Source organism: Aestuariibacter salexigens DSM 15300, from assembly GCF_000429145.1.
Classification (GTDB): domain Bacteria; phylum Pseudomonadota; class Gammaproteobacteria; order Enterobacterales; family Alteromonadaceae; genus Aestuariibacter; species Aestuariibacter salexigens.
Genome location: NZ_AUBH01000011.1, coordinates 66,009 through 90,876 on the forward strand (window position 1 = coordinate 66,009; position 24,868 = coordinate 90,876).

The window sequence follows — 24,868 nt, forward strand, 5'->3', positions numbered from 1 at the left end:
CTTGTGTTTCTAGGCTTCGCCCACTTCCTGAATCACGTCTTTTAACACCTTATTCAGTTCATCAATGACCGATACCACATCTTCAATCATGGTCATGGCCTGTTCTGATTCAGTCTGTGTCGACGCAATGCTCTGCGTCACGCCTTTGGTCAGATTTTCATTCTCGTTGACTACGTCAGTGATTTCCGACGTTGAATTGCTGGTTCTACCGGCAAGTTGACGCACTTCATCCGCAACCACCGCAAACCCTCGCCCCTGGTCGCCAGCCCTGGCTGCTTCTATCGCTGCATTCAATGCCAACAGGTTAGTCTGGTCGGCGATAGAGGCGATGGTGCTAACCATGCTATTGATCTTTGCAGATTGCGTATTCAGGTTGCTCATTTGTCCCGATACTGACGTAACTTGCTCTGTAACCCGTCGCATCAGGTCAACCATGTCAGAGAGGACATGATTGGCTCTGCCGGACACCTCTTCGGCACGCTCTGACGCTTCTTTCACGCGTTGCGCTGATGCCTGCTCAGCTAACACTCGAGGCGTCACATTTTGTCCGAACTGAACAATCTTATAAAAGTGACCTGACGCGTCTTTTATCGGATTATAGTTACCGCCAACAAATACCGGGTCGCCACTCCTGGACATGCGAGGAAAAAGTCCTGGCACAAAATCCCCATTCTGTAATTTTTGCCAAAACCCCCTGTATTCGGCGCTATTAGCGAAACTCTCTGCACAAAGACTTTTGTGATTGACCTTACCCAGATCGTTACTGCTTAGTCCAAACGTGTTGAGGAAGTTGTCGTTCGCTTCAATGAGCGTACCGTTCATATCATATTCGGCGACTGCCATGGCCCTGTGCAGGGCGCTAATCAGTCTGCCTTGTTCATCGCTGTGATGTGCGTCTGCACTGATATCCTGGAACAACACAATATGCTGTTCATGAAATGCAAACACCTGTGCATCAAATACCTTGGCACTGCCATTATTCAAGTGATTGTGTAACTTAACTGAAGTCGCTTGATCAGAGGCACGGTTAAATAATGTATCCACTGACAGTTCTTCAGGTGCATAGACGCCAAATATATCAGCAAAACGCTTGCCAATCATGGACGTAGCGTCAGCGCTGACGCTTTGCATCGCTGCGGAGACTTCCTGAATAACACCTGTTTTATCGCAAATGGTCACGGGCACTGCATTTTTTAGCGCGTGCAGGAAATCAAGCTCGTGTTGCTTAGCATCCGTCAACAGTAAACTTGGATCGACGTTAGATTGTGATCGGTTAAAAAATGACAGCATGAAAAGGTAATCAATTGTTGTTGAAATTACCCTTAAGCGTAGTCTCGTTTTCGCGTTTGTTAGGTCGCTTTACTTTTATGTGCCAGTTTATGTGCATTTTTTTCCCAGTTGCTGCCATCAAAGGCGGTAACTGTCATATCCGCAATAGGGGTATCGATGCAATTCACGTTAATATCAATACCATCCGGATTAGACCGAGGGGTATAAAATGGCTTTACGCCGCAATGACGACAGAACGTGTGCCTGGCGATGCCGGAGTTAAAGGTGTAAGTCTCTAGCGCGTCTTCACCGCGTAGCAGCGTAAATCTTTGCAGTGGCACAATCAGATGCAAATACCCGCTTTTACGACAAATTGAACAATTACATTGGTCTACGTCTAAATGCTCAGGTGCTTCGACGCTGAATGTGACCCGACCACAGTGACAGCTTCCCTCGTATTTCATGTTCTATTCTCCTCGCGACGGTGGTGGAAATTTTTCCAGGATAGTGCGTATCAGTTCCAGCTGCGCATGCTGCGCCGCCTGTGCAGATTGCGTATCGAGTTTTAGCTGGTGGCGGCCCTGCCAGATAATCTTACTGTCTGCGACAACACGCACTTCTGCCCATTGATAATCCAGCCACTGTTGGCCAACTGGCACGCTAACGGAGCCTCCAATGCCTATACCTCCTGAACGTCCCCAGCTGCCACTGCCCAGTCCTATCGAAAAACGTGACTCATTGGCCTGCTGGGTTTGGCCGCTGACAATGTCGACCAGAAAATCACTGCTTCCTTCACTACGCTCAAACCCTTTGCCAATCAAATTGTCTATCACCGCCTGTCTCATGCGCTGCGTCTCCAGACCGAGTGGCTCTGATGCAGGTTCGGAAAGTTGGAAACTACGCAGCGATGAAAAATCAAATGCGGCGTTATAATCGATGGTAACTGAATGATTGGCACAGCCGCTAAGGGCAATGAAAAGTGTAAAAAAGATGAAGGGTTTGAACATGATGAATGGCGTGTAGACTTTTACTCAGTCTACACGCCACCGCCATAGTTTAGAAGTGCAGGCCCGGGCTCAGGGTGGCAGGCATAGAAACCTGTTCGAGTTCTACAGATGCTACCGGATAGGCGCAGTAATCCGCTGCGTAGTAGGCACTGGCACGATGGTTACCACTGTCTCCGATACCGCCGAATGGCGCCGCGCTGCTCGCACCGGTAATTGGACGGTTCCAGTTTACAATACCGGCACGAATACGAGCGAAGAAGTAGTGGTAATCAGCCTCACTGTCTGCCAATAAACCCGCTGACAATCCGAAGCTGGTATTGTTAGCTTGTTCTATTGCCTGGTCAAAGTCGCTATAGCGGATGACCTTAAGCAGCGGACCAAAGTGTTCTTCATCCGGCATGCTATCGACAATTGCTGTGACGTCCACGATCCCTGGTGAGACAAAGCCGGTCTCAGGATCAAGGTGCTCAAGCTCAAGCAAACTGGTTGCACCCATTTCTAACAATTGCTCCTGCGCAGCTGCCATCATTGCTGCCGCACGGGCTGAAATCATCGCACCCATGAAAGGTTGCTCTTCGTCATCATAGTGACCGACTTTGATTTTGCCGGCGACATCCAGCAATCTTGCTAAAATGGCATCGCCTGCTTCACCTTCCTGAATGAACAGGCGACGAGCGCAGGTGCAGCGCTGACCAGAAGTGACAAATGCAGACTGCACGATATCGTGTACTGCGGCATCGACATCGGTGACATCCTTAACGATGAGCGGGTTATTACCGCCCATCTCCAGGGCCAGAATTTTACCTGGATGGCCAGCGAACTGTTCATGCAGCACTTTGCCGGTGCGTGAGCTACCAGTAAAGAACAAGCCGTCAATATTGGCATGCGATGCCAACGCCTTACCAGTTTCGACCTCACCCTGTACCAGATTCAGTACGCCATCCGGCAGGCCAGCCTGTTGCCATAGTCTGACCGTTTCTTCGGCGACCAGCGGGGTCAGTTCACTTGGTTTGAAAACGATAGTGTTACCCGCAATCAAGGCTGGGACGATATGTCCATTTGGCAGGTGGCCGGGAAAGTTGTAAGGGCCAAACACGGCTACCACACCATGCGGCTTGTGACGGATGAATGCTTTACCCTGAGGCATCGGGTTTTCGACGATGCCGGTACGCTCGTTATAGGCACGCTCTGAAATCGAAATTTTGCCAATCATGGCTGCCACCTCGGTAGCGGTTTCCCATTCTGGCTTGCCGGTTTCCCTGGCGATCACTTTGGCCAGGGCTGGCTTGTTTTCTTCCAGCAGTGCGGCGAATCGCTTAATGATCTCAAGGCGTTGCTCAACGGTCAGTGCAGCCCACGCTGGAAATGCCTGACGTGCCGCGTTAACTGCCTCATTCACTTGCTCGCTGGTGGCACTGTGACCGTGCCAGATTACGGCTTTTTTGGCCGGATCTACCGACTCTACTGCGTGTCCCTGACCTGTCTGCCAGGTACCGTTAATAAAGTGTATTGTCTGATGTTGCATTACATACCTCGCAATGACACTGGGGCAAATCGAACTGCATCGCCCTGTTTAACATTGAGGGCTTCGGCGGTGCGCGGTGAAATAAGTGCGGTCTTATTGTCTTCATCAACCGCCAGTGGCGCAGCAACACCTCTAAAGCCTTCGATTTGCGTATTAATAATAAATTGTTCTGTGCCGACAGAGTCGGCATGTTCCACTATGGTTACAGGCAGTCGTCTGCTGGCCCGTGCCGTCTGGATATTGTGCAGATTCGCCTCAACGGTTGGGCCTGCATCGAATATGTCGACGTAGCCCCGACAGCTAAAGCCTTCCTGTTCCAGCAATCTCAGTGCAGGTTTGGTCTTCTCATGTACCTGACCAATCACTGCCTGCGCTTCAGGACTGAGCAGGCTGACGTAAATCGGATATTTTGGCATCAGCTCTGCGATGAACACTTTATTGCCTATGCCGGTCAGATAATCTGCGGTGGGGAAGTCCATCGAAAAGAAGTGCTCTTCAAGCCATGCCCAAAAAGGAGACTTGCCGTTCTCATCGCTGACGCCGCGCATTTCAGCAATGACGGTTTCGGCAAAACGTTGCTGATGCTCCATCATGAACAAGAATCTGACTTTTGACAGGAAACGTCCATTCAGTCCGCCTCTGGCCTGCTCTCGCAGGAACAGCGTGCAAAGCTCAGTGACGCCGGTGTAGTCATTACAGAAGGTCAGGATATCTACCGCATTGTGGATATCCAGCTCCCGTGACGCGTGCACCACTTTACCAATATGGTAGTGATAGAATGCGTCGTCCAGACCGACTGCCGCTTCGATACCGGTAGTGCCTACCACCTGCCCGGTATCAGTGTTTTCCATGACGAAAAGGTAGCTTTCACAGCCGGGTGCAGTCACCTCTTTGCTGAAAGATTCTTCCGAACGGACAATCTTGTTAGTTAGCAGCTCCTGATTGACCGGCAGTGAAGTAAAACCTATTCCGGATTCTTCAGCAATGTCGTGCAGTGCTGGGTAATCAGCCTGCCGGATCGGGCGAATGACAAACATGTTCGCTTACCCCCAGTGAGGTTGATATCAGGCGTTTACAACGCTGCTAATGGCTTTTTCAAAGCGCTTTAAACCTTCCAGAATATCTTCATCCGGGATCACCAGTGACGGTGCAAATCGAATAACGTTAGCGCCCGCTACCAGACACATCAGATGCTGCTCAGTCGCTGCCATCATAAAGTCACGAGCACGGCCTTTGTAATCTTCATTGAGCGCACAACCAAGCAGCATGCCTTTACCGCGGATTTCACTGAATACGTGATACTTCTGGTTGATTTCTCCCAGTTTTTCACGGAATAGCTGCTCTTTGGCAAGTACGCCTGATAGCACTTCAGGACTGTTGACGATATCCAATACCCGTTCTGCTACAGCACAGGCTAGCGGATTTCCGCCATAGGTACTGCCGTGGGTGCCGGGCTTGAGGCTGGCGGCAATTGTTTCGGTAGTCAGCATCGCGCCAATGGGGAACCCGCCACCCAACGATTTCGCAGTGGTAAGAATATCCGGCGTTACGCCAAGGCCCATGTATGCATAAAGGTGACCAGTACGCCCAACTCCGGCCTGCACTTCGTCAAAAATCAGCAGCGCATTGTGTTTGTCACACAGTTCTCTGACGCCCTGTACGAACTCCATGGTTGGGCTGATAATACCGCCTTCACCCTGCAACGGCTCCATCATCACTGCACAGGTGCGGTCTGAAATCAGCTCTGCCAGTGCATCAAGGTCATTATAATCAACGTGATCGACAGCACCTGGCTTGGGACCAAAGCCATCGGAATAAGCTGCCTGGCCGCCAACCGTAACGGTGAAGAATGTACGGCCGTGGAAACCTTGTTTAAAAGAGATAATCTGATCTTTGTGCTCACCATAATGGTCCAGAGCGTAACGACGGGCCAGCTTGAGTGCCGCCTCGTTTGCTTCTGCGCCTGAGTTAGCAAAATATACACGGTCGGCGAAGGTCAGGTCGGTCAGCTTCTTGGCCAGTCTGATGGCCGGTTCGTTGGTAAACACATTACTCAAATGCCAGAGCTTACCGCCCTGTTCGTTAAGCGCTGCGACCAGCTCAGGGTGGCAGTGGCCAAGCGCATTAACAGCAATACCGCCCGCGAAGTCGATATACTCGTTGCCGTCCTGATCCCATACGCGAGAGCCTTCACCCTTAACCGGGATCATTTGCGCTGGATTGTAGTTAGGTACCATTACCTGGTCGAATAATTCACGAGTTACTTTCATCGAAACACCCTCTGGTCACTGGTCAGTTTATGCATCGGCTGACCAAACTTGCGACGGAAACACGTTCTTCCATCATGAAATTTGCTCACTATTATTCCAGAAAATAGCCGGTTTGTCTCCCATCAAACCAAGCTGTAGCCCTTTAAAATTAAGGGTTTACGTAGATTTGCAAGAAAAATGAATAACTATTTACTGTTATTTATCAAGGGTTGGAATAGCTTACCACTGCTCCCTGAGTATAGACGCAGATAGCGGTGAAAATTCGGGTTTGCATGAATATCTGTAAAAACAGATAAAAAATTACTGGCTGTCGTCCATATCCAGATGCATGTGGCGCAGATCAACGGTCTTGAGCGTACTTAGCGCACCGTTAGGCATTCTTAATGGTACTAAAAAGGCTTTTGCTTCTTCGACGTTGATCAGTCGATAAGCTTTCAACATGCGGTATTTGGTGTAATTAACGCCTTGTAATAACACGCGGGACAGTGGGGTCATTTCAGTCACGGGGACGTTTTGCGCGTATTCCTGCATGGCAGTGGAAATAAATACCCGCTTCAGATCCATCATCGATACCATTTTTGCGCTTAGCGATGCCCCGAGTTCGTTAATCAACTCCAGCAGGTAGTCACCGCTAGGGGCGATCTTTGTTAACGCGTCATGCTCGTCATGCTTCTTGTCGCGTTGTGCCTCCACCAATGCCGCACGTTGCGTTTTATCGAACAGTCTGAAGTACAGTTTCGTAACAATGTTACGGCCCAAATCGTGAAATAACCCGAGGGTATATGCGTGGCTTGGGTCCACTTTGCACAACGGTGCGATAGCCTGGCAGCTCAATGCAGTACCCAGTGCAAACTCCCAGATGCGAGTTTTCAATTGCGGGTAAGGGTCGGTAATTTGCGGAATGGTGCGTCTGAAGGAGAGGCTGGGAACCACAATTTTCAGGTTATCGATACCCACAAAACTCAACGCCGTGCGCAAGGTATCTACAGTCACGACGTTGCCTTTGGCATCCAGACGACGGTATTTAGGACTGTTGACGAATTTGGTCAGATCATCGAACAACCAGGGTATGGCGACTGCCGCAGACTCGATGCGAGGGATAGTCGCCGCTTTTACTGTCAGTAGATCTAAAAGTGGCGCAAGTTCATTGTCTAGGCCGAGCACTTTTCGAAACAGGAAATCCGTATCTTTGAGGACGTCATCAAGCTCTTCACGCAGGGCGACGTGCACCATGTCGCGCATACTATCAATGTAGCTTTGTTCAGATTTTGCATTGAGCTCTTTATCGCGGATCGCCAGTTTTTCCACACGCAATAATTCGCGACGTGCATTGGCCTGCTCTGTTTGCTCAAAATTGACTTTGCCGGCCAGAGAAACACCCAATTTCTCCTGTACATTATCGAGCCCTAAAAACAGCTGATCAAAGCGATAATTGATGGTTTCTTGTACTGACGGTTGCTGGCTCACACTGCTCTCTCTGAAGGTGCCAGTTCAGTTACTTGCTGGCGATTTGCTCTGCATATTATAGTTTTCGGCAAACCCCAAGAATATTGCAGGGCTAGGCGCATAATTCAACCTTTATCCGCTATTTTCAGGAAGTTCTGCAATATTTGATGGCCACAGCTGGTGAGAAGTGACTCTGGGTGAAATTGCACGCCCATAATGGGCAATTCACGGTGTTCAATAGCCATCACTTCATTTTGTCCATTTTCTGTCGTCCACGCGGTGACAGTAAACTCTTCACTAATGGTATCTTCAGCCAACAACAACGAGTGGTATCGGGTAGCTTCAAATGGATTACTGATATCCGAAAATAGCGCGCTGTTGTTATGCATAACCTGTGAGGTTTTGCCATGCATGATATTTGCTGCGCGCACTACTTGCGCGCCAAACACCTGTCCCAATGCCTGATGACCCAGGCATACACCCAAAATGGGTAAACTGTTAGCGAAGGTTTCAATGGCGCGCAGCGAGATACCTGACTGCTCTGGCGTACACGGACCCGGTGAAATCACCAGATGGTCAGGATCCATTTGTCGAATTTGGTCAATGGTGATGGCGTCATTTCTGACCACGTTCACCTGCTCACCAAGCTCAACAAAATAGCGCGCCAAATTGTGAGTGAATGAATCGTAGTTATCAATCAGTAACAGCATGAAGTTACGGTTTGGCCACAAACCCCAGTGCCTGATAAGCATTGGCCAGTGTTTTTGCGGCTCTCTGGCTGGCTTTGTCAGCACCGTCACGCATTATCTGGTCAAGGGTCGGGCGATCGTGTCGAAGCTGCTGATAGCGCTGTTGAATGGGTTCAAGCAATGCAACAACTGCGTCGGCGACATCGCCTTTCAAGTGCCCGTACATCTTATCTTCATAATCCGGTATCAGTGACTCAACGCTTTTGCCTGTCGCGCACGAGAGCAGCGTTAGCAGGTTAGAAACGCCAGGTTTTTCTTCTGTGTCGAAGTAAATACGCGCCTGTTCATCGGAGTCGGTAACCGCACGCTTAATTTTTTTGGCGATCTTTTTAGGGTCTTCAAGCAGGCCAACAAAGTTATTCGGGTTGTCGTCCGACTTCGACATTTTTTTGGCCGGATCTTGCAGGCTCATGATGCGAGCGCCGAATTCAGGAATATAGGGATCGGGTATTGTGAACACATCGCCGTATAAATTATTGAAACGCGTCGCGATATCCCGGGTAAGCTCAAGATGTTGTTTCTGATCCTCGCCCACAGGTACGTGGTTAGCCTGATAGAGAAGAATGTCAGCTGCCTGAAGAACGGGATAGCCGTACAGACCGACGTTAATGTTGCTGACATTTTTGGCTGACTTGTCTTTGAACTGGGTCATACGATTCAGCTCTCCCATCTGCGTGTAGCAGTTGAGTATCCATGCCAACTGGGCATGCTCTGGGACGTGAGACTGAACAAATATGGTACTTTTTTGTGGGTCAATACCGCATGCCAGATACAGTGCCAGTCCGTCCAGACAGGCTTCGTACAACGCCTTAGGGTCCTGGCGCACGGTAATGGCATGCAAATCCACCAACATGTACAGGCAATCGTGATCCTGTTGCATGTTTACCCACTGACGCAATGCCCCCATGTAGTTGCCGATAGTCAATTGTCCGGATGGCTGGCAGCCGCTTAGTACGATGGGTTGTGTGGTCATGGGCGTTTTTCAGTTCAGTTTGTCGGTTAAAAGAAACGTGATGTAAATATTAGACGTTGGCGTTGGCCAGTTCGCTGCGCATTTCACTGATCACCTGTGCATAATCTTGCTGATTGAATATGGCTGACCCGGCAACGAACATATCGGCTCCCGCTTCCGCGATGGCGCGAATATTATCGACTTTTACGCCGCCGTCAATTTCTAGCCGGATATCTCTGCCACTGGCGTTAATCAGGGCGCGAACCTGACGCAGTTTATCCAGTGTCTGCGGAATAAATGACTGACCACCAAAGCCGGGATTTACTGACATCAGCAACACATAGTCCAGCATATGCAGGGTATGATCCAGGTAGTGCAGTGGCGTAGCGGGATTAAATACCAATCCTGCCTTTAGGCCTCGGGACTTAATGAGCTGGAGACTGCGGTCAATATGCTCGGAGGCTTCCGGATGAAAGCTAATATAGCTGGCACCTGCATCCGCAAACATCTCAATCAGTGGGTCGACTGGCTTAACCATTAGGTGCACATCAATATCAGCGTTAATCCCATAGTCCCTGAGCGCTTTGCAGACCATAGGGCCAATGGTTAGATTAGGTACGTAATGATTGTCCATCACGTCGAAGTGCACTACATCGGCCCCCGCCGCGAGTACAGCGTCCACCTCTTCACCCAACCGTGCGAAATCAGCGGATAATATTGAAGGCGCAATAAGATAGGACGGCATGACAGTGATCCGTAAAAAATTTGCGACACTTTACCGAAAAAGCCAATTGATAAAAAGGCGTGACCTTGCCCAAAATTGGGGCTAATGTATCAACGTGGTGCAACCCAACGTAGTGCAATGGGACGGCACGAATTCTTTCTGTTATGAAGGTGCGTAAATATCCTATATAAAACAATGGGATATATAAGCTTTGCTGAAAAAAATAGAGAGTTGGCTGATACGGCATCATCTTTGCTCAACTCCTGTACGCAATAATAAAAAGTTCAGACAGAAACGTAATAATTCCAAAAGGTTACTTTTAATAACGGAGAACACACACATGAAAACTTTCAAGCATGCGTCAATCGCAGCGGCTGTATTGGCAGCAGCGTCATTCAGCCAAACAGCATCAGCGGCATGGACGGCCAATCTTGGGTTAATGTCTGACTACCACTTCCGTGGCGTTCAGCAGGCAGAGTCTGCGTCTGCGATGGGCGGCGTTGACTACGAAAATGAAGGCTTTTATTTCGGCACTTGGGCTGCTGAAGTTGAGGATGGTCTCGAAGTTGACATTTATGGTGGCTACGGACTCGAACTGGAAAGCGGCGTAGGTCTTGGCATTGGCTATACGACCTATCAGTACACCGGCGATTTCGACAGCGCCTACAACGAGGTCAACCTCAGCGCGTCTTACGGTATGCTGAGTGTTGGTTATAGCATCGGTTCATGGGACGGCGTAGTAGGAAACGAAGCGGCAACAGAGTCTGACTACACGTTCCTTGAGGTGACCCTTTCACACAATGGCTTCTATGGCACCTTTGGTTCATGGGGCGATGAGTTTGAAGGCGAGTATGGTGAAATTGGCTATGGTACTGACGTCGCTGGATTCGACGTTGGTGTAGCACTCGTAGTCAGTGGTAACGACCTGGATAACAGCGAATCACTGTACTTCAGCATCAGCAAGACATTCGATCTGTAATCACCTCATACAGACGTAAAAACGCCCCTTTGTGGGCGTTTTTTTGTATCTGCAGGAACTAATTTGTCACAAACCGTGTCCATTGCGGTAGAATTCACGAAATTTGCGCTTAGTTGACGTCCGAAAGCGCCAACATCGCGTATACTTTATCAACAGTTTCAAATACGAGTGACAACGAAATGAACAGGAAGTCCATTTTTAAAACCTCTGCGTTAGCCGCTGTGCTGGTTGGCGTTGTAACAATTGGCCAGGTAGCCGAGAGTGAAGAGGATAACGCACTATGCCAGGCATCAGGCTCTTTCGCATTTGACCATTCATTACCAATGAGTCACCCGGTTAACCGCTGCGCGGCACAGCAGGAAAATGGTATTAGCTGGCTGACGTGGTTCAGCGGTCGCTCGTCATCTTATCAATTTCATTTTTTGGATCTGCTAGAGCTATTGTCCAGAAATACGGCATCAACCTCTTCACATGGTGGCAATGCCCCTACCGATGGCGGACAATAAGCCACAGCCTGGTAAACAACAGAGCTGGAAGGATGTGCTGAAAAGCGTCGCCGCCAGCGCTTTCGGCGTGCAGAGCTATCGAAATTATCAGCAGGATTTTGCACAAACGTCCGTTGCACCGTTTGTGATTGTAGGTGTGCTTTTTGTCATTGTGCTGGTGGTTGGTTTGACGTTGCTTGTCTCTCTTATCGTATGAACAGAGCCTAACACCGGTAAAGTGCCAGTAGTTCGCCTACCTTTACCCGTTTCTCACCTTTTTGACTTATCGAGCGTCGCACCTGTAGTTCGGTCAGCCTGGCATGCCGGTAAATTTCACGGGTGAAAGGCGTATCGTGATTGCTGATTAACACCGGAATGTTGCGTTTGTGACCAGCGCGCATGGCCAGCCTGGCCAGTTCTATTTGATCCTGGGCACTGAAGCCGCCTTTGGCATAGTGGGTAAAATGGGCAGTATCGCTTATCGGTGCGTAGGGAGGATCGCAATAGATCACGGCATTCTGACGGGCCTTGCTGAATACTTTCTGAAAAGGTAAGCAGGTAAATTCAGCGCGCTGGGCCTTTTCGGCGAAAAAGTACAACTCATCGCGCGGAAAATAGGGCGCCCGGTATCTTCCGAATGGCACATTGAAATAGCCACTGGCATTGTATCGACACAGGCCATTGTAGCCGTGTCGGTTTAGGTAAAGAAACAATACTGAGCGGCTATAGCTATCCTGACTTTGATTAAACTCTTTGCGAAGGGCTTCATACCGTTCACGCTGATTATTGGCGGCACAAAAAAGTTGCTGTGCATCGCTAATAAACTGCTCGGTATTATGCTTGAGAGTATTGTAGAGATTGATCAGGTCGGGGTTGATATCGTTCAGTAAGTATTGCTTGTAAGACGTGTTCAAAAATACTGAACCCGCTCCGACAAAAGGCTCGATGAGCTTGTTGGCAGAGGGCAACTGTTCATTAATTTCTGAGACAAGCGAATACTTACCTCCAGCCCACTTCAGGAATGCGCGTTTTTTCTTATTATTTGATTTCATTCTTGTGCGACTAGGTAGCGCCACTCCATGTGGATGATTCAAGCGCAATACTGCGTGGCTGGTCACATTGTACGAACTGTCGCTGTAAACAACAATGCTTTACTGCGATACCAGAGACAGCTCCTGCTGAATGGCTGACAGACGTTTCACAAACGCTGAAGGAGCCTGCCTTGAACCGCTTTCTATAGCGGCACGCGCCTCTTCCAGAGTCGCGTAAGCCTTTGCATCCAGCACGACATACCAGTCCCCGCCATAGCGCCTGGTGTGGTAGACGAGCGAATCCTTAGCAGCTGTGTAAGATGAGAGGAACGACTGTAATACTTCCTGTGACGACATCGCGGAGCGCTGGATAAAGAACTTCTCGCCACTCATAGCCATCAACGTTTGGTTAGACAAATTCAGTGTTGCGTCGTCCTGTGGCGCTGCAGACATGGGTTGTTCCAGTTCTGTATCCTCCTGAACGGGAATATCAATCTCTGGTTCGACAGGCGGCTGTTCCTGAACAGGTGTTGTGATGTCGGATAACCCTTTATCCGCAGCCGCTATGCCTTGTTGTTCTGTGGTATCTGATTGCTGCGCGGGTGGCAATGACTGAATTGCTGTCTGCCAATCAGTGACACGCGGCTCGATACTCCCAGACGTATCGACGACAGGCTGTGCTAATTCATCGACGACAGCCTCCTCAACAGTTGGTACAGCGGACTGGAGTTGTTCAGCTGCTATCTCTGCAGCGGGCTGTTGTGGGTCCTGCGGCGAGACCATCGCTGTTAGATCATCTCGATATACCCAGGCCAGAATGGCCGAAAATAACACCAGAAATAACGCCACGATGGTGATTTTTGCCCACCAGTTGGCCAACAATGAAGGTGGAACCTGTGGGTTGGCACGTGCGATTCGTCTGGCTTCCAACTGAGCACGTTTAGCTGCCATCATCTGTTCTAAATCAGATTGTTCGCGCTGTGGGGAGACGACTGACTGACTGCTAAGCAGCAGGGGTTTGTCGCTGTTGCGAGCTGGTAGCCACGCTTTAGCTTTTTCAGTCCAGCTTGTCTCGCCAAATAGCAACACATTAAGGTGTTGCTTGTTACTTTTAAAACGGCTTTGTAAAACTAGATCCCAAAGCTCCTGAACAAATGCATCGGGGAGCAGCTCTGAACGAGAAATACAAAGTAATACGGGACCCTCATGATGATTCAGCGAAGCAAGCAGCTCATTGAGGGGACGCATAAACGCGCCGACTGACTGACCGAGTAGCTGACGACAGATCTGGCGGCGCAGGTCACTGATATCGCCGTCCTGCTCTGCGATGACATAGGCGACTTCGGCTGTTTCGCTTTGTTGACTTAGAAAGGCCTGTACGGTGCGATTCTGCAGGGCAATAGTATCCCCGCTGACAAAAATCAGTTGTGATGAATAGTTGACCAGATGTTCAAGTCTGCTCTGAAATTCTGTGTGCACGTGACCCTCACGCTACCGATTATCCCAGTACGTTTGCAAGCAGAGTGTCATCTACGTCATCAGTCACGACAGCCTGCCCAATGGATTTTGGCAGGATAAAACGTATTTTGCCACGCAGTACTTTTTTATCATGGCGCATGTGGCGAATGTAATCGTCACTCGACATATCAACTGGCCCCTCTACAGGGAGATTAAACTGCGCTAGCAAAGTGCTCACTCGTCGGGTTTCTGACGCTGATAACCACGCTTTTTGCTCTGCTACCTGACAAGCAATAACCATGCCTGCGGCCACGGCTTCGCCGTGCAGCCATTCTCCGTAGCCCTGTTCCGCTTCGATCGCGTGACCAAATGTGTGCCCTAAATTTAACAGCGCACGCTGACCCTGCTCGCGCTCATCATTTGCAACGATCTCAGCCTTTATTTCACAGCAGCGTTTTATGGCGTAGACCAGGGCATCGGTATGTTTGCTTTGCAATGCGTCGATGTTTTGTTCCAGCCAGGCAAAGAAGTCAGCGTCATAAATGATGCCGTACTTTATGACTTCAGCCATACCGGCCGCAAACTCTCGCGCCGGCAGGGTATGTAGTGTATCGGTATCGATGACAACTGCCTGCGGTTGGTAAAACGCGCCAATCATATTCTTGCCGAGTGGATGGTTGACCGCCGTCTTGCCACCTACTGATGAATCAACCTGAGAAAGCAGCGTTGTGGGGATTTGCACGAATGGTACGCCACGCTGGTAGCACGCTGCAGCGAAACCGGTCAAGTCACCAATTACGCCACCTCCCAGCGCTATAATAAGGGTGTCACGGGCTGCATGTTGCTCGAGCAGGGCGGTCTGAATATTTGCAAACCACTCCAGGCTTTTGTTGGCTTCTCCATCAGGAACAATAATGGTGTTTACCGAGTCTGCCGCGAGGCTACGTTGGCACGCATCAAGATACAATGGGGCGATAACATCATTGGTAATGATGGTCACTTTTTGCAGAGATAATGCGTTTTGCAGAAGTGTATGCAATGCGCGGGGCGTAGTCAGGGTTCCCTGACCAATGTGGATAGGATAGCTGCGCTCTCCCAATTCAACACGAACGATGGTCATGAGCACAGCCTCCGAAATGTAGGATTAGATACCTATTTTGTCGATAATCTGGTTAGCTACCGCACGCGCGCTCTGGTCATCGGTATCGACAACATAGTCGGCCACTTCTTCATACATTGGATTACGTTCTTCCGCCAGTTGACGCAATACCTTTTCAGGGTCGTCATTTTGCAGAAGTGGACGTCGCTTGTCTCGCTGAGTGCGCGCGACCTGTTTGTCGATAGTGGTCTGTAAATACACAACGATGCCGCGTGCTGATAACCTGTTGCGAACGGCTTTATTTACCACTGAGCCACCGCCAGTCGCAAGCACGATGCCTTGCTTGTCAGTCAGCTCGTAAATCATATCTTCTTCGCGCTTGCGAAAGCCTTCTTCACCTTCAAGGTCAAAGATCCATGAAATATCAGCACCAGTGCGGCGTTCAATTTCCTGGTCTGAGTCGAAAAATTCAAGATGCAATTCGTCGGCAAGGTGTCTGCCAATGGTACTTTTACCGGCGCCCATTGGGCCTACAAGGAAAATATTTCGTTTTTCAGCCATGTCTGCTTATTTCACTACTTTGAATGCTATCGGGCAGGAAAAATAACGCTAGCACCGCCCACACAAATGCTTATGGCACGGGCCAAACAAGCACACTTAAATACCTCGTCAAAATTTCGAGGGCGGGATTATCTCAGTTTTGCGCGTCAAGATGCAAGTTTTGTCTGCCGGCAGCCTGTAATAGGAGGGATTAAGGGCTAAAGGGGAGATAGGCAGTATGGTGTCAGCATACTGCCTTGCACAATTTACAGTGAGTCAGTCAGTATTTTGGGCGTCACGAAGATTAACAATTCCCGTTTTTGATCCAACACTTGCTTGTTTCTAAACAGAGCGCCAACAACGGGCAGGTCGCCGAACAGTGGCACTTTTGACTCTGCCTGGGTGCTCTGCTGTTGGAAAATACCGCCTAACACGATGGTTTCGCCATTGTTGACCAATACCTGCGTGCTGATTTCCTGAGTATCAATCGCTACTGCAGGACCGGTTGATGTCTGCAGTGTTTCACCACGCGTATCCTGTGTTACAACCAGATTCAGAATGATTCGGTTATCCGGTGTGATATGCGGTGTCACTTTGAGACTCAATACAGCCTTTTTGAATTCAACAGAGGTGGCACCGCTTGATGTCGCCTGAACGTAAGGAATTTCAGTACCTTGTTCAATGTAGGCTTCCTGCTGATTAGCCACAGTAATGCGCGGACTGGCAATGATTTCACCTTTATTCTCTGACTCCAGAGCGGAAAGCTCGAGATCAAGAATGGTGCCGTCAACCAGACTGGCGACCTGGAAGCCGATGCGGCCCGCCGCACTGGTCACTGGCAGGTTCACATTGAGTCGGTCAGAAAGTGCAGGGATCACACCACCGGCGACGGTTTCTGCACCCTGCAGTGAGCCTGATACGCCATCATCATTTTGCTGGTCTGTGAATCCCCAGCGCACACCTAACTGTTCATCAACGTTATCGCGAACGGTCACCATCCGAGATTCAATCAGTACCTGTCTGACTGGGATATCTAACGCTTCAATCAGCGCACGGGCTTCATCAATTGATTCCTGTGTGTCACGGATCAGCAGGGTGTTGGTGCGCTCGTCAACGCTGACAGTACCACGTGCTGACAGAATGCCGCCTTCTGCATTGCGCAACAGCGTTGCCATCTCTTCGGCTTTGGCATAGTTAACGGTTACATTAGCGATACGCAGTGGCGCAAGTTCCTGCACCTGCTGCTGCGATTGCAGCTCCTGAGTCTCTCTTGCGGATAGCTCTTCACTAGGCGCGATAAGTAATATATTGCCTTCCAGGCGCTTCCCTAACCCTTTGATTTTCAGAATCATGTCTAGAGCCTGGTCCCACGGCACACTGTTCAGATTGATGGTCACATTGCCTGAAACTGTATCTGTCGTGACCAAATTAAAGCCATTAACCTGGGCGATGATCTGTAACACCTGTCTGACGGGCACGTCTTGGAAATCCAGAGAAATAGGCTTGCCCGAGTATAGGCTGTCGGTCTGTTGTTGCTGTTGCTCTTGTTCACTGACTGGTTGAATTTCAACGATAAGGCTGTTGCCATCGCGCTGTTGAGTAAAGCGCGTGGCGCCAGTGGTCAACATTTCGATGCGACCGTCTTTATCTTCCTGGAACGTTTCGATAAGCGTAATCGGGGTGCCAAATTCCACTACGTCGAGTTGGAATAACTGGTCGTCAGCAATCGCAGTGGCTGGCATTTGAATAAACAGCTTATTCTGCGCTTCAACAAAGTTTGATTTGAAGTCGTCGTTATCGAAAGTAAACACCGTGCGACCAGCGCCGTCCGATGTTCTGGTGAATGCCACGTCAATCAGCGTTGCCGCAAAATCTTGCTGCGTTTCGGCATAGGGATCCAATAACGGTGGAGGCGTGTTCTGCTGGGCAACCGATGAAAAGGCGACGGCTATCATTGCCAGCAACGCCAGCATCATCCACAGTTTGTGGTGTGATCTGTTCAGTTTTTTATTAAAAATATATCGCTCAGACATTATTAGATTCTCCTGCCGTCGACGACATGGTCAGCGTGGTTTGCTTCTTCTGCCAGCACCCTGCACCATCGGGCAGCATTTCAGTAATAGCTACCTTGCCATTTTGAATTGACGTGATTTCACCAAAGAACAAACCGATATGGTTGCCCACCGTTGCTTTATATAACGAACCATCATTGGCTTTGACCAGGATCCATTGTGTGCCCTGACTGGTAAACATGCCCGCCATAGACAGTGCATCAATACCATATTGCTCAAGTGGCTCTTTTTGACGGCTAAAGTCGGGTTGCAAACAATTGGCTTGCTGTCCGGTGACTTGTTCTACCTGTTGATTGCGAGGACGTGTAAACGGACTGCGCAATTCCTGTGCGGCATATTCAAACGCCGGCATGGTTTTAAATTCTGGGTAAGGTTCAATAGACACCTGCGTGTTGGCCTTAACCTGTTCGGTGTACTGACGTAAATCTTCGGTACCGCCCTTACATCCGGCCAGCAGCAAAACCGTAGCGATGATCAGCCACTTTTTCATTGCTTAACCTCCGCTGCCGTAGATGTGCGATAGGTTTTTGCCTGCATATTCAAACTCAGCTCACCTGTGCTTTGGGTGATATCAAAATCATGCAACGTGACGATACGGGATAGATTCGCTACCGCAGAAGAAAACTCGCCAATCTCATGGTAGGTGCCACTGACCTGCAATTGTATAGGCAGCTCAGTGTAAAACTCTTTCGGCACTTCCTGCTGCCAGTTAAGTAGGCGGAAGTTAAGTCCGGCCGTTGTGCCGACACGCGTCACGTCGTCCAACAGGCCCGGCGTTTCATTGCTGGTTGGCAATGACTTGAGCATTGAAGAAAAGTCTTCTTCGATTCGGGCAAGTTGTTCCTCATAGGCAGCAAGATTGACGGCGATACGATACTTAGCGGCGTACTGCTGCTTGAGGTCTATTTCCTGCGCCTCAGCTTTTTCAAGCACCGGGATTTTATCACTGACAACGGTGTAATAACCGAGTACGCCCACCAATATGGCAACTACTGTGGCGACAACGATTTTAACTTCGGCAGGCCAGACCGGGATTTGCTCGAAATCCAGGTCATTCATTTCCTTTAATTTTGTGACATCAAATTTCATTTGGCCTTCTCCTGCTCAACCACCGACACAATGGGGGCAATTGACGGACTTATGCTAAAGGTCAACTTGAAGTCGCTTACGGCATCAGTGCCCTCTGTATCGGCAACAATTGAAGATAGTACGCCTTGGGTGAACACCTTGGAGTCTTCCAATTCGCGCATAAATCTGGACAGGCGATTATTTGATTCGCTGATGCCTAGTATTTCAATCTTGTTACCGGTGCGTTTCATGGTTTTGAACGCAATGCCCGGCGGCAAAATCCTGGCCAGTTCGTCGAACACGATGGGCGCAATGTTACGACTAGCCTGAAGCTGCTCAATCAGTGCCATACGCTGTTCGATAGCGGCTTTATTGTCTTTAATGTCGCGGATTTTAGCGACCTGCGCATCGAGGATGGCAATCTCATCCTGCAGATAGCGGTTACGCTTGTTCTGCTGATCTATCAGTGCGTTGAAGCCCTGCCCGATGAACCAAAATAGCAAAAACGTGATTATCGCGGTGGCAAGCAATGCCATCATGTATTGCTGCTTTTTATGTTGACGCTGAGCATCGCGCCACGGCAGTAAATTTATATGTGCCATGGTGTAAAGCTCCTGCTTGCAAGCCCAGCTGCAATAGCCAACTGAGGGGCGAAGTCAGTCAGTGTCTCAGAATTGACTTTGTCACTCGTTGCCATATCAGCAAAAGGATTGAATACACTGACACCAATACCCAGATCCTGACTCAGGTCGTCAGCAATGCCGGTGATACACGCACCGCCGCCGCATATGACAATGGAGGCAGGGCGTTGCGCATGTGTGGAGGACGTATATAACTGAATGGCACGATTAATTTGTTGCTGTAAATTGGCCAGAAACACCGGATAAGTGTCGGTGCGCCAGTTGGCAGGCAAGGTACCCTCAAGCAGCTGCTGTTCAGCCTCATCTTTCTCGAGTGAGTGCACCAGTGCCAGGTCCTGAATCAAATTATCCAGTCCGAACGTATGCTCTTTGGTGTATTTCACATTGCCTTCTTCATCTAATACGCACATTTGCATAAGCGATGCGCCGATATTGAAGCAACAGGTTTCCTCACCAGCCCCGGAAGGATTGAAGAATTTCAGCGCGTTCGCTAACGCGTTGCTTTCGACATCCATCACTTTAGGCTCAAAAGGTGCCTCTCTGAGCAATAACATTCTGGAATCAATCAAGTCTTTATGTGCAGCAGTCAGCAATACTTCTACTTTGCTGTTATGTGATGCACTTGGCCCAAGTTCTTCAAAGTCGAGATACACTTCATCAAGCGGGTAAGGGATCAGACTATCCGCCTCTATCTCAATCTGACCCTCTAACTCATAGTCAGTTTGCTCAGGCTCCATAAACACAATTTTGCTGATCACTGAAGGGCCCGCGACAGCTGTCGCAATAGCTTTATTCTTGATTTTCAGGCTCTTCTTAACTTTCGCCAACGCCTTGCTGACGGTGTCAAAATCCTTGATTGCTCGGTCATCGAAAGCGTTGCCACCAATAGATTCACATACGGCTTGTTGAATCTTATAGCCATCGCCATCTTTTTCCAGCAATACAGCTTTAATGAAACGGGTCCCGATATCCAGGCCGATCATCTGCGGTATTTGTTTCTGAAAAAGCGCTTTAATCACAATAATTTCCAATCATAACGATAGCGTTGAAACGACATTATTACCGAATTTTTTCATAAGTATGGTTCTAATAACGGTACATAGGTATAAAATATAAGCCATTTCAACGATTTTGCCTTGGTATTATAGTCTTTGTGAAGTACATAAAGCCTTTGTTTTACACAATTTCTGTTGCAGCACTGGTCGGGCTGGTAACAATTACAGGTATTTATTTTTATATCAAACCTGAGTTACCGAGCGTCGACGTTCTCAAAGATGTGCGTTTACAGACACCCATGCGCATCTATACCAGCGACGGTAAACTGATCTCGCAATTCGGTGTAAAACGGCGTATCCCGTTGACTCTGGACGACGTACCAGAGCAGCTTATACAGGCTGTTCTGGCCACAGAGGACAGTCGCTTCTATGAGCATCCTGGTATTGATCCTATCGGCATCGTGAGAGCTGCCATTAATCTAATTATTACCGGTGAGAAACAACAGGGTGCCAGTACGCTGACAATGCAGCTTGCGCGCGGCTTTTTTCTGACTCGTGATAAAACTTACATCCGTAAAATAAAAGAAATTTTTATCGCCTGGCATATGGAGCAGCTGTTATCCAAGCGTGAAATTCTTGAGCTGTACCTCAATAAGATTGAACTTGGTCATCGGGCGTTCGGATTTGGTGCAGCCGCGCAGGTGTATTACGGCAAAGATATAAAAGACCTGACGCTTGCTCAGCTTGCCACTATTGCTGGCTTACCGAAGGCGCCTTCCACCATGAATCCCATCAGCCGCCCAGACCGTTCGATTGAACGTCGCAGAGTGGTGCTGCTGCGTATGCTCGACGAAGGTTATATAGACCGGGCGCAATTTGAGCAGGCTGCCAATGCGCCGGTGACCGCCCGCAAGCATGGCGCTGAGATTGAGCTGGACGCTCCCTATTTGGCCGATCTTATCTATAACGAAATGGTCGAGCTGTATGGCAAGGAAGAAGCAGAAACTGGCGGATATAAAGTCTATGCAACCGTACCGTCGCACTTGCAGCAAGCGGCGCAAAGAGCGGTGGTTCAGAATCTCCATGATTATGATGAACGGCATGGCTATCGCGGGCCGATTAGGCAGCTATGGCAACCGATTGATTATGAAAATCTGGATGAGCCAGATATTACCGAAGGTCCGATAGACGACCCTGCCTGGAGTGAACAGCAAATGCTTGAGGCATTAGCCGACGTCAATGCTATTGATCCGCTGGTGCCGGCTATCGTGACACGCGTCGACCATCAAAATATCGAAGTGTTTGATGCCAGCGGTCAATATATCGACATTGGCTGGGACGGGCTGATGTGGGCTCGCCCATACATTGCTGACAATCGCCAGGGGGACGACCCCAAGGTCGCCGCAGACGTGGCTCAGCAGGGACAGCTGGTGTGGATAAGAAAACGTTTTGATGACGGTCGTTGGCAGCTTTCGCAAATGCCGGAAGTGAGCGGAGCCTTTATTGCCTTGGACCCGCACAACGGTGCCGCGCAGGCAGTGGTTGGCGGCTACAGCTTTTATGAGAGTCAGTTTAACCGGGCGACGCAGGCTAAGCGTCAGGTTGGCTCAAATATTAAGCCTTTCGTTTATTCTTCCGCGCTGGAAAACGGTTACACGATCGCCAGTATCATCAACGACGCGCCAATCAATCAGTGGGATAAGAGTTCAGGCGTTGCGTGGCGTCCACAAAACTCACCTGCTGAGTATGACGGCCCAATCAGAATGCGCGTTGCACTGGGCAAATCCAAAAACGTAGTGTCGGTACGCTTACTTCGCGGTGTGGGGCTAGACAATGCTATCGATCATTTGACTCGATTTGGATTCCAACGCGACGAAATCCCTCGTGATGAGACCGTATCTCTTGGTTCCGGCTCACATACGCCGTTAGAAGTGGCCAGAGCCATGGCGGTGATCGCCAATGGCGGCTTCCTTGTGGAACCCCATTTCATTCAACGTATTGCTGATGATCAGGACAACACCCTGTGGGCGGCTAACCCTCCGGTAGCGTGTGAAGACTGTGAGCTCACTGCGCAGGTTAACCAGCCGGTAGACGATACTGACGTGGAATCCTTGCTGGAAGCCGAGTTGTCAATCCTGACCAGTGAGCCTATGAGAAAGGAACCTGTTATTCCTGCGCCAAGGGTAATTTCCGAACAAAACGCATTTTTAGTCGCAGAGATGTTGCGCACTGCGGTGCGTGCAAACGGTAACTGGAGCAAGAAAACCTACTGGATGGGCACCGGATGGCGGGCCAGAAATATTCTTGAGCGTGAAGATATTGCCGGCAAAACAGGAACGACCAACGATTCCAGAGACACCTGGTTTACTGGCTTTACCCGGGATCTGGTTGCAACCAGTTGGGTCGGTTTCGATGATATGAATCGTCAGCTTGGAAGAACGACCCGCAATCAGAATCTGGTCAATCTCAATCCGGAAAAATTCAATTGGATTGGCAATGCGTTAATTGGCGCTGAAGATGGTGCAAAAGCGGCGCAACCGGCTTGGATCCGCTTCATGCAGGTGGCGCTGGAAGATGTGCCGGAATCTTTCATGCCCATACCGGATGATATCGTCACCGTGCGAATCGACCGCAATAGCGGCAAGTTAACGCGACGCACTGATCATACTGCGATGTTTGAATATTTCATGAAAGGAACTGAACCTCAGGTCTATGTATTAGACGAGGAACTGGTCGATCCACTTGAATCTGAAGACGAAGATCGCCCAGAACCGGTAGAAATATTTTAAACTTCGCGCACAACAACAGACTAACTTGATTATCACACCCTGATTTCACGTATGTGCTCGGGGCTTGGGATACACCATGACACAACAACAAAACTACCTGTATATACCACATGCCGGACCGTCTCTGCTTGAGACGCCGCTGCTGAATAAAGGCAGTGCATTCAGCGCCCAGGAGCGCGTCACATTCAACCTGATGGGGTTGCTTCCGCCTCGGTATGAAACGATCGACGAGCAGGCCGAACGCGCCTATATGCAGTACCGCAGCTTTTCAGAAACCATCAATAAGCATATTTACCTGCGCTCTATTCAGGACACCAATGAGACGCTGTATTACAAGCTGATCCAGGATCATATCGACGAGATGATGCCGATCATCTATACGCCGACGGTGGGCGATGCCTGCGAGCAATTCTCAGACATCTATCGCAGTTCACGAGGATTATTTATTTCCTATTCTGAGCGCCACCAGATTGATGACATCTTACGAAATGCGACTAAACGCAAAGTGAAGGTTATCGTAGTGACAGACGGCGAACGTATTCTGGGACTTGGCGATCAGGGTATTGGCGGTATGGGGATCCCAATCGGTAAACTGTCTCTGTATACCGCGTGCGGCGGTATTAGCCCTGCCTATACGCTGCCAGTGATGCTGGACGTGGGTACCAATAATGAAAAGCTGCTGAATGATCCTATGTACATGGGGGCACGGCACAAGCGTATCGAACAGGATGAATATAACGAATTCGTCGATATGTTTATGCAGGCCGTGTATCGCCGCTGGCCAGAGGTGATGGTGCAATTTGAAGACTTCGCCCAGCCCAATGCGATGCCACTTCTGACTCGCTACCGAGATAAAGTATGCTGTTTCAATGACGATATTCAAGGTACCGCGGCCGTCACGGTGGGTACCATTCTGGCTGCCTGTCGTATTAAAAACGCTAAGCTTAGCGAACAGAAAGTGGTATTCGTGGGTGCAGGCTCGGCAGGGTGTGGCATTGCCGAGATGATCATTGCGCGCATGGTACAGGAAGGCATTAGCGATGCGCAGGCCCGTAAACAGGTGTTTATGGTTGACCGCTACGGCTTGCTGACGGAAGGCATGCAGGGCTTGCGGGACTTCCAGCAGAAATTGCAGCAGTCGCAGGACGATTTGGCATCATGGCAATACAGCGGCGAATGGCCAACCCTGATGGATGTTATTCACTGTGCCAAGCCGGATATTCTCATTGGCGTATCTGGTCAGGCTGGATTATTCACCGAACAGGTTATCCGCACCATGAAACAGCAGTGTGAGCTGCCAATCATCTTCCCGCTGAGTAATCCATCACGACAGGTTGAAGCGCGACCTGAGCAGGTGATCGAGTGGACTGATGGTAATGTTATCATTGCTACCGGCAGCCCGTTTACGCCAGTGAGTTACGGTGACAAGGTGTATCCGATTGCGCAGTGCAACAACAGCTATATTTTCCCGGGGATTGGGCTTGGTGTGGTGGCTTCAAAAGCAAGGCTCATTAGCGATGCTATGCTGATGGCCGCCAGTGAGGCTCTTGCCGATGCCTCACCGCTGGCGAATACCGGCGAGGGCGAGTTATTGCCCTCACTGCGTGATATTGCTGCACTGAGCCGCAAGATTGCCTTTGCAGTCGGTAAAGTAGCGCAGCAGGAAGGACTGGCGCTGGAAACCTCTGATGATCAGTTGCAAAGCAGAATTGAACGGAACTTTTGGACGCCGGAATATCGTCCGTACAAGCGGGTGAGTATCTAACCTT

At 49.6% G+C, this 24,868-nt stretch carries 24 protein-coding genes; 5 read left to right on the forward strand and 19 right to left on the reverse strand.

The window, feature by feature from the left end; genetic code table 11:
• Positions 1-9: 9 nt before the first annotated feature.
• The 10 genes from G441_RS20020 to rpe form a co-directional block, all read right to left on the reverse strand.
• Positions 10-1,290, reverse strand: a complete 1,281-nt coding sequence (locus tag G441_RS20020; RefSeq protein ID WP_051275616.1) for a PAS domain-containing methyl-accepting chemotaxis protein — start codon at positions 1,288-1,290, stop codon at positions 10-12.
• A gap of 59 nt (positions 1,291-1,349) precedes the next feature.
• Complete coding sequence (locus tag G441_RS0113805) at positions 1,350-1,733, reverse strand: GFA family protein (protein ID WP_026376894.1); 384 nt, start codon at positions 1,731-1,733, stop codon at positions 1,350-1,352.
• A gap of 3 nt (positions 1,734-1,736) precedes the next feature.
• Positions 1,737-2,276, reverse strand: a complete 540-nt coding sequence (locus G441_RS19365) for a DUF4136 domain-containing protein (RefSeq protein ID WP_051275617.1) — start codon at positions 2,274-2,276, stop codon at positions 1,737-1,739.
• Between the two features lie 49 nt (positions 2,277-2,325).
• On the reverse strand, positions 2,326-3,801 hold the full coding sequence (gene astD / locus G441_RS0113815) for a succinylglutamate-semialdehyde dehydrogenase (protein ID WP_026376895.1): 1,476 nt from the start codon (positions 3,799-3,801) through the stop codon (positions 2,326-2,328).
• Entirely contained in the window at positions 3,801-4,838 is a 1,038-nt protein-coding gene (gene astA, locus G441_RS0113820) for an arginine N-succinyltransferase (RefSeq protein ID WP_026376896.1), read from the reverse strand. Before astA ends, astD begins: the two co-directional genes overlap by 1 nt.
• Before the next feature lie 27 nt (positions 4,839-4,865).
• Positions 4,866-6,071 carry an aspartate aminotransferase family protein gene (locus tag G441_RS0113825; protein ID WP_026376897.1) on the reverse strand — a complete coding sequence of 402 codons (1,206 nt, stop codon included), beginning with the start codon at positions 6,069-6,071 and terminating at the stop codon, positions 4,866-4,868.
• A gap of 300 nt (positions 6,072-6,371) precedes the next feature.
• Complete coding sequence (locus tag G441_RS0113830) at positions 6,372-7,538, reverse strand: HDOD domain-containing protein (RefSeq protein ID WP_034475194.1); 1,167 nt, start codon at positions 7,536-7,538, stop codon at positions 6,372-6,374.
• 104 nt (positions 7,539-7,642) lie between these two features.
• Positions 7,643-8,227: an anthranilate synthase component II gene (locus G441_RS0113835; protein ID WP_026376899.1), complete on the reverse strand. Its 585-nt coding sequence runs from the start codon at positions 8,225-8,227 to the stop codon at positions 7,643-7,645.
• A gap of 4 nt (positions 8,228-8,231) precedes the next feature.
• Positions 8,232-9,239, reverse strand: a complete 1,008-nt coding sequence (trpS, locus tag G441_RS0113840; RefSeq protein WP_026376900.1) for a tryptophan--tRNA ligase — start codon at positions 9,237-9,239, stop codon at positions 8,232-8,234.
• A 49-nt stretch (positions 9,240-9,288) separates the two neighbouring features.
• Positions 9,289-9,963: a ribulose-phosphate 3-epimerase gene (gene rpe / locus G441_RS0113845; protein ID WP_026376901.1), complete on the reverse strand. Its 675-nt coding sequence runs from the start codon at positions 9,961-9,963 to the stop codon at positions 9,289-9,291.
• Positions 9,964-10,282: 319 nt separating this feature from the next.
• On the opposite strand from rpe, the gene G441_RS0113850 reads away from it, so the two are divergent.
• From G441_RS0113850 to G441_RS0113860, 3 genes are all read left to right on the forward strand, one after another.
• Complete coding sequence (locus G441_RS0113850) at positions 10,283-10,921, forward strand: TorF family putative porin (RefSeq protein ID WP_026376902.1); 639 nt, start codon at positions 10,283-10,285, stop codon at positions 10,919-10,921.
• 179 nt (positions 10,922-11,100) lie between these two features.
• Positions 11,101-11,427 (forward strand): hypothetical protein, encoded by a 327-nt coding sequence (locus tag G441_RS19950; RefSeq protein WP_026376903.1) that lies wholly within the window; start codon positions 11,101-11,103, stop codon positions 11,425-11,427.
• Positions 11,414-11,623 carry a DUF2970 domain-containing protein gene (locus tag G441_RS0113860; protein ID WP_026376904.1) on the forward strand — a complete coding sequence of 70 codons (210 nt, stop codon included), beginning with the start codon at positions 11,414-11,416 and terminating at the stop codon, positions 11,621-11,623. Before G441_RS19950 ends, G441_RS0113860 begins: the two co-directional genes overlap by 14 nt.
• A 7-nt stretch (positions 11,624-11,630) precedes the next feature.
• Here the strand turns inward: G441_RS0113860 and G441_RS0113865 are convergent, their stop codons facing one another.
• The 9 genes from G441_RS0113865 to pilM all read right to left on the reverse strand — a co-directional run bounded on the left by G441_RS0113865 (position 11,631) and on the right by pilM (position 20,331).
• On the reverse strand, positions 11,631-12,458 hold the full coding sequence (locus G441_RS0113865; protein ID WP_026376905.1) for a Dam family site-specific DNA-(adenine-N6)-methyltransferase: 828 nt from the start codon (positions 12,456-12,458) through the stop codon (positions 11,631-11,633).
• Between the two features lie 99 nt (positions 12,459-12,557).
• Positions 12,558-13,916 carry an SPOR domain-containing protein gene (locus G441_RS0113870; RefSeq protein ID WP_026376906.1) on the reverse strand — a complete coding sequence of 453 codons (1,359 nt, stop codon included), beginning with the start codon at positions 13,914-13,916 and terminating at the stop codon, positions 12,558-12,560.
• Between the two features lie 19 nt (positions 13,917-13,935).
• On the reverse strand, positions 13,936-15,015 hold the full coding sequence (gene aroB / locus G441_RS0113875; protein WP_026376907.1) for a 3-dehydroquinate synthase: 1,080 nt from the start codon (positions 15,013-15,015) through the stop codon (positions 13,936-13,938).
• 24 nt (positions 15,016-15,039) lie between these two features.
• Positions 15,040-15,555: a shikimate kinase AroK gene (aroK, locus tag G441_RS0113880; protein ID WP_026376908.1), complete on the reverse strand. Its 516-nt coding sequence runs from the start codon at positions 15,553-15,555 to the stop codon at positions 15,040-15,042.
• Between the two features lie 245 nt (positions 15,556-15,800).
• A complete protein-coding gene (locus tag G441_RS0113885) occupies positions 15,801-17,567 on the reverse strand; it encodes a type IV pilus secretin PilQ (RefSeq protein WP_026376909.1) in 1,767 nt (588 codons plus the stop codon).
• A complete protein-coding gene (locus tag G441_RS0113890; RefSeq protein WP_026376910.1) occupies positions 17,560-18,096 on the reverse strand; it encodes a pilus assembly protein PilP in 537 nt (178 codons plus the stop codon). The genes G441_RS0113885 and G441_RS0113890 overlap by 8 nt, the downstream gene beginning before the upstream one ends.
• Entirely contained in the window at positions 18,093-18,695 is a 603-nt protein-coding gene (locus G441_RS0113895) for a type IV pilus inner membrane component PilO (RefSeq protein WP_026376911.1), read from the reverse strand. Before G441_RS0113895 ends, G441_RS0113890 begins: the two co-directional genes overlap by 4 nt.
• Positions 18,692-19,276, reverse strand: a complete 585-nt coding sequence (locus tag G441_RS0113900) for a PilN domain-containing protein (RefSeq protein WP_026376912.1) — start codon at positions 19,274-19,276, stop codon at positions 18,692-18,694. Before G441_RS0113900 ends, G441_RS0113895 begins: the two co-directional genes overlap by 4 nt.
• Entirely contained in the window at positions 19,264-20,331 is a 1,068-nt protein-coding gene (gene pilM, locus G441_RS0113905) for a type IV pilus assembly protein PilM (RefSeq protein ID WP_026376913.1), read from the reverse strand. The genes G441_RS0113900 and pilM overlap by 13 nt, the downstream gene beginning before the upstream one ends.
• Before the next feature lie 137 nt (positions 20,332-20,468).
• Between pilM and G441_RS0113910 the strand changes: the two genes are divergently transcribed.
• Both G441_RS0113910 and G441_RS0113915 read left to right on the forward strand, forming a co-directional pair.
• On the forward strand, positions 20,469-23,099 hold the full coding sequence (locus G441_RS0113910; RefSeq protein ID WP_026376914.1) for a penicillin-binding protein 1A: 2,631 nt from the start codon (positions 20,469-20,471) through the stop codon (positions 23,097-23,099).
• Positions 23,100-23,175: 76 nt separating this feature from the next.
• Positions 23,176-24,864 carry an NAD-dependent malic enzyme gene (locus G441_RS0113915; protein ID WP_026376915.1) on the forward strand — a complete coding sequence of 563 codons (1,689 nt, stop codon included), beginning with the start codon at positions 23,176-23,178 and terminating at the stop codon, positions 24,862-24,864.
• Positions 24,865-24,868: the final 4 nt, after the last annotated feature.

Excerpts from the sequence above, each read along its gene's own strand:
- G441_RS0113890 (WP_026376910.1), bottom strand. The coding sequence starts at position 18,096 with ATGAAAAAGTGGCTGATCATCGCTACGGTTTTGCTGCTGGCCGGATGT.
- astD (WP_026376895.1), bottom strand. The coding sequence starts at position 3,801 with ATGCAACATCAGACAATACACTTTATTAACGGTACCTGGCAGACAGGT.
- aroK (WP_026376908.1), bottom strand. The coding sequence starts at position 15,555 with ATGGCTGAAAAACGAAATATTTTCCTTGTAGGCCCAATGGGCGCCGGT.
- G441_RS0113900 (WP_026376912.1), bottom strand. The coding sequence starts at position 19,276 with ATGGCACATATAAATTTACTGCCGTGGCGCGATGCTCAGCGTCAACAT.
- G441_RS19365 (WP_051275617.1), bottom strand. The coding sequence starts at position 2,276 with ATGTTCAAACCCTTCATCTTTTTTACACTTTTCATTGCCCTTAGCGGC.
- G441_RS0113885 (WP_026376909.1), bottom strand. The coding sequence starts at position 17,567 with ATGTCTGAGCGATATATTTTTAATAAAAAACTGAACAGATCACACCAC.
- G441_RS0113895 (WP_026376911.1), bottom strand. The coding sequence starts at position 18,695 with ATGAAATTTGATGTCACAAAATTAAAGGAAATGAATGACCTGGATTTC.
- G441_RS0113805 (WP_026376894.1), bottom strand. The coding sequence starts at position 1,733 with ATGAAATACGAGGGAAGCTGTCACTGTGGTCGGGTCACATTCAGCGTC.
- G441_RS0113915 (WP_026376915.1), top strand. The coding sequence starts at position 23,176 with ATGACACAACAACAAAACTACCTGTATATACCACATGCCGGACCGTCT.
- G441_RS0113865 (WP_026376905.1), bottom strand. The coding sequence starts at position 12,458 with ATGAAATCAAATAATAAGAAAAAACGCGCATTCCTGAAGTGGGCTGGA.
- G441_RS0113850 (WP_026376902.1), top strand. The coding sequence starts at position 10,283 with ATGAAAACTTTCAAGCATGCGTCAATCGCAGCGGCTGTATTGGCAGCA.
- G441_RS19950 (WP_026376903.1), top strand. The coding sequence starts at position 11,101 with ATGAACAGGAAGTCCATTTTTAAAACCTCTGCGTTAGCCGCTGTGCTG.
- G441_RS0113825 (WP_026376897.1), bottom strand. The coding sequence starts at position 6,071 with ATGAAAGTAACTCGTGAATTATTCGACCAGGTAATGGTACCTAACTAC.
- aroB (WP_026376907.1), bottom strand. The coding sequence starts at position 15,015 with ATGACCATCGTTCGTGTTGAATTGGGAGAGCGCAGCTATCCTATCCAC.
- G441_RS0113835 (WP_026376899.1), bottom strand. The coding sequence starts at position 8,227 with ATGCTGTTACTGATTGATAACTACGATTCATTCACTCACAATTTGGCG.
- astA (WP_026376896.1), bottom strand. The coding sequence starts at position 4,838 with ATGTTTGTCATTCGCCCGATCCGGCAGGCTGATTACCCAGCACTGCAC.
- G441_RS20020 (WP_051275616.1), bottom strand. The coding sequence starts at position 1,290 with ATGCTGTCATTTTTTAACCGATCACAATCTAACGTCGATCCAAGTTTA.
- rpe (WP_026376901.1), bottom strand. The coding sequence starts at position 9,963 with ATGCCGTCCTATCTTATTGCGCCTTCAATATTATCCGCTGATTTCGCA.
- trpS (WP_026376900.1), bottom strand. The coding sequence starts at position 9,239 with ATGACCACACAACCCATCGTACTAAGCGGCTGCCAGCCATCCGGACAA.
- G441_RS0113860 (WP_026376904.1), top strand. The coding sequence starts at position 11,414 with ATGGCGGACAATAAGCCACAGCCTGGTAAACAACAGAGCTGGAAGGAT.